This window comes from Limnospira sp., assembly GCF_051859755.1.
GTDB classification, from domain to species: Bacteria; Cyanobacteriota; Cyanobacteriia; order Cyanobacteriales; family Microcoleaceae; genus Limnospira; species Limnospira fusiformis.
The window spans coordinates 1-3,248 of the sequence record NZ_JBIMLI010000254.1 but is presented as its reverse complement, the minus strand read 5'-3'; the positions used below and the strand labels follow the sequence as shown (position 1 = coordinate 3,248).

The 3,248-nt window shown below is 49.8% G+C and carries 4 protein-coding genes; 2 read left to right on the top strand and 2 right to left on the bottom strand.

Translation table 11 applies throughout. The features are described from left to right. Both ACTIE0_RS23500 and ACTIE0_RS23495 read right to left on the bottom strand, forming a co-directional pair. Positions 1-1,223: trypsin-like peptidase domain-containing protein (locus ACTIE0_RS23500; RefSeq protein WP_439517013.1), on the bottom strand; the 1,223-nt coding region annotated here is incomplete at its 3' end. Positions 1,224-1,266: 43 nt separating this feature from the next. Then, positions 1,267-1,851: a COP23 domain-containing protein gene (locus ACTIE0_RS23495; RefSeq protein ID WP_006668174.1), complete on the bottom strand. Its 585-nt coding sequence runs from the start codon at positions 1,849-1,851 to the stop codon at positions 1,267-1,269. A 30-nt stretch (positions 1,852-1,881) separates the two neighbouring features. Between ACTIE0_RS23495 and ACTIE0_RS23490 the strand changes: the two genes are divergently transcribed. Together ACTIE0_RS23490 and ACTIE0_RS23485 are read left to right on the top strand one after the other, a co-directional pair. After that, the gene (locus ACTIE0_RS23490; RefSeq protein WP_439517012.1) at positions 1,882-2,982 is read left to right on the top strand and encodes a protein kinase domain-containing protein; all 1,101 of its coding nucleotides are present in this window, start codon (positions 1,882-1,884) and stop codon (positions 2,980-2,982) included. Then, positions 2,976-3,182, top strand: a complete 207-nt coding sequence (locus ACTIE0_RS23485; RefSeq protein WP_039932145.1) for a hypothetical protein — start codon at positions 2,976-2,978, stop codon at positions 3,180-3,182. Before ACTIE0_RS23490 ends, ACTIE0_RS23485 begins: the two co-directional genes overlap by 7 nt. Positions 3,183-3,248: the final 66 nt, after the last annotated feature.

The following is a 3,248-nucleotide window of genomic DNA, read 5'->3' as shown; positions in this document are numbered from 1 at the left end:
GCCACATCCCACAGTCGCACTGTGTTATCCCCACTCCCAGAAGCCAGGGTTTGACCATCTGGACTGAAGCTGACGCTCCACACCCAGTCTGTATGTCCGGTGAGTTGGCGCAGTTCCCGTCCGGTAGCCACATCCCACAGTCGCACTGTGTTATCCCCACTCCCAGAAGCCAGGGTTTGACCATCTGGACTGAAGCTGACGCTTCTCACATCCCTTGTATGTCCGGTGAGTTGGCGCAACAACTGCCCAGTGCTTAAATCCCATAGATAAATATCTTTGTTGCTACGCAATGCCAATAACTGCCCATCTGCACTGACCGCCCCACCCAAAGCCGGACAATCAATTTCCCAGACCGCTTCCCCAGTGGCGAGATTAAATAAACTTGCCCCACCACCTGCAATGACCACCATTAACTCCTGGTTGAGGGGAATTACTTGTCTTACTCCTCCCTGTCCCAGTCGCTTGATCATTCCTTGTTGTTGTAATGCGGGGAGGGTGAAATCGCCGCGCAGGTTTGCTGCCTCCTGTATTTGAGGAGGACTTTCAACAATCTGCCCCCCTTGTGCGATCGCAGATTGAGGTCTCTCCAAAAATGTGGCAATGGGAATCGCCAAATTCCGCCCAGTTTTGTCGCCTCTACCATGAACCCCAATCACTCGTCCTCGGTCATTGAATACCGGCCCGCCGCTCATACCTGGTTGAGTGATATTGTTGTAAATGAAGCTATAACCCTCATTGGGCTGAGAGACTTTCCCGATAATTTTCCCATCCGAGATAATCACCGTGCGTCGAGGCACCGCCTGAGTAGCCACCGGAGCGCCTGCTACATAGACCGTTTGCCCTACCGCCACCCGGTCAGAGTTTCCCCACCTCGCCAGCTTGTAGTCATTCTCGCTGGTAAAAGTCAACACGGCCAAATCCACATCAGCCAGGGGGACAGTCACTTCCCGATTAGCCCGATGGCGGATACCGTTAGGAGTGATAATCAAACAAGTATCCTGAGCATTCCTGACGACATGATGAGCGGTCAGCACATAATAAGTATTGCCCTGACGGCGATAAATCATTCCCGAACCCGCCGCACAGCCATCGACCATCACGGTAACTTCCCGGGCTTTTTTCGCCACATTCTCGGACGACAGCCGACCACAGCCCCCCACACCCAGAGCCACCGCCAGCACTGCCACGACCAACAAACCGGATTTCTGCGATAATTTGGGCATGATAATCGAGATTGGGTTAAGCACTCCCCCTTTGTGAACCACCCTAAAACCCACTGCTATGGGGTAAATGCCGATCTACCCAACTTTTCAGGGTAAAATACTGGGGATAATCGGACTCATCTATGGGCGACACATCCTGCCCCTGGCTAAAGTCGATTATCCTTGCTATTGTAGTTCTGGGGGTGGGGGCATTTTTCTGGCTGAGAGTAAACAGCACATTATTCTCCCTGCAGGTCTGCTGCCGGGAATTGACTACGCAAATCACCGTTAGCTGGTTCACTCTGCCATGGGTTAAGTCTAATCCCAATAACTGCCCCCCATTATTGGTCACCGCCAGGGTTAGTCGCTCAGAAACTTGGTGACAGCGATCTTGGGGAGTCCAGTTATCCCCAAATTCTTCACTATTCCAAGTAATCATGGGCGTTTTAGAAACCGCATTCCCTCTCTCGGCTACGGTTGACCAACCGCTGCTTCCGTGAACGCATTTGAATGTGGTTTGTTCATCGATCGCCGGATTGGTTGTAGGATCAGCAGCAGTGAAAGACCCTCGATTAAAAATAGCCCCGGCACTAAACCCAGCCAAAACGGCAAGGACTAGCATTGACACCAAGTATTGAAGTTTGATCATATCCTGACTCCTGTAGGGTTGAGTACAATATTGACTAAGAGGCAATTAAACCTCCTACCCCCTACCTGCTTACATTATGCCAAAATTAAATTAAAATTCCATTCCCCCAAAAACATTATCCCCCAAATTATGCAAGTCGGACAACTGCTTGGCGGACGCTACCAGATCGAATCTTCGTTGGGTAAAGGTGGCTTTGGCGAAACCTACTTGGCGCGGGATCTTCATCTCCCTGATTATCCTCACCGGATTGTTAAACAACTCAAACCGTCATCGACTCAGCCTCGGGTGTTGAAAGCAGCCCAGGTTTGGTTCGACAGAGAAGCCAAAACGCTCTATAAACTGGGGAAACACTCCCAAATCCCGGAACTTTTTGCCCATTTCCAGGAAAATCAAGAGTTTTATCTAATCCAAGAATATATTGAGGGTCATGATTTGACGGATGAAATCTGCCCCCAAAATGGCATTCCACTCAAGGAACCCCAGGTAACTCAACTGTTGCGAGAAATTTTAGAAGTCCTGAAAGTGGTTCACGAACAAGGTATCATTCACCGCGATCTTAAACCCGCCAATATCCGCCGCCGCACTAGGGATGGAAAAATAGTGCTGATCGACTTTGGGACGGTCAAAGACATTGGTGGAGAAACTACGGTCGCCCAAGGAAATTTTACCCTACCTATTGGTACTCGCGGATATACACCCCACGAACAATGGAAAGGCCGTCCTAATTTTGCCAGCGATATTTATGCAGTGGGAATGGTGGCAATTCAAGGGTTAACAGGATTGCCTCCCGATAAGTTACGGATAAACCCTAACACGCTAGAAGTAATTTGGGCTGATCAAGTTTCTGTCAGCCCCCAATTGGCTGAGGTTTTAAATAAAATGGTGGCTTTTGATTGTCGCAAGCGTTACCAAAATGCCACAGAGGCTTTAGCGGCTTTATCAGGTAAAAAACAATCGAACGCTATCTCTGGTGCTATCAGCAGCCTAAATTCTCTGTCTGTGTGGGTGATTTATGTCTCGGTGTTGGTGACGGTCATCAGTGGTCTACTGCTGGGGATGGTTGTCCACGATTTTCTGAACCCTTCTCGACCGAATCTCCCACCATCGGACATCCCACATGGAACATGGTAAATTGTGTTACCATTGATAAGGGCGATCGCCTTCCGGTTTCACCCCAGCAACTGCTGTTGGGTTTCACCCAACCTACTGGTTCGGACATCCTACATCGAACGACGATTGATAAGGGCGATCGCGTTCCGGTTTCACCCCAGCAACTGCTGTTGGGTTTCACCCAACCTACTGTTTCGGACATCCTACATCGAACATGGTAAATTGTGTTACCATTGATAAGGGCGATCGCCTTCCGGTTTCACCCCAGCAACTGCTGTTGGGTTTCA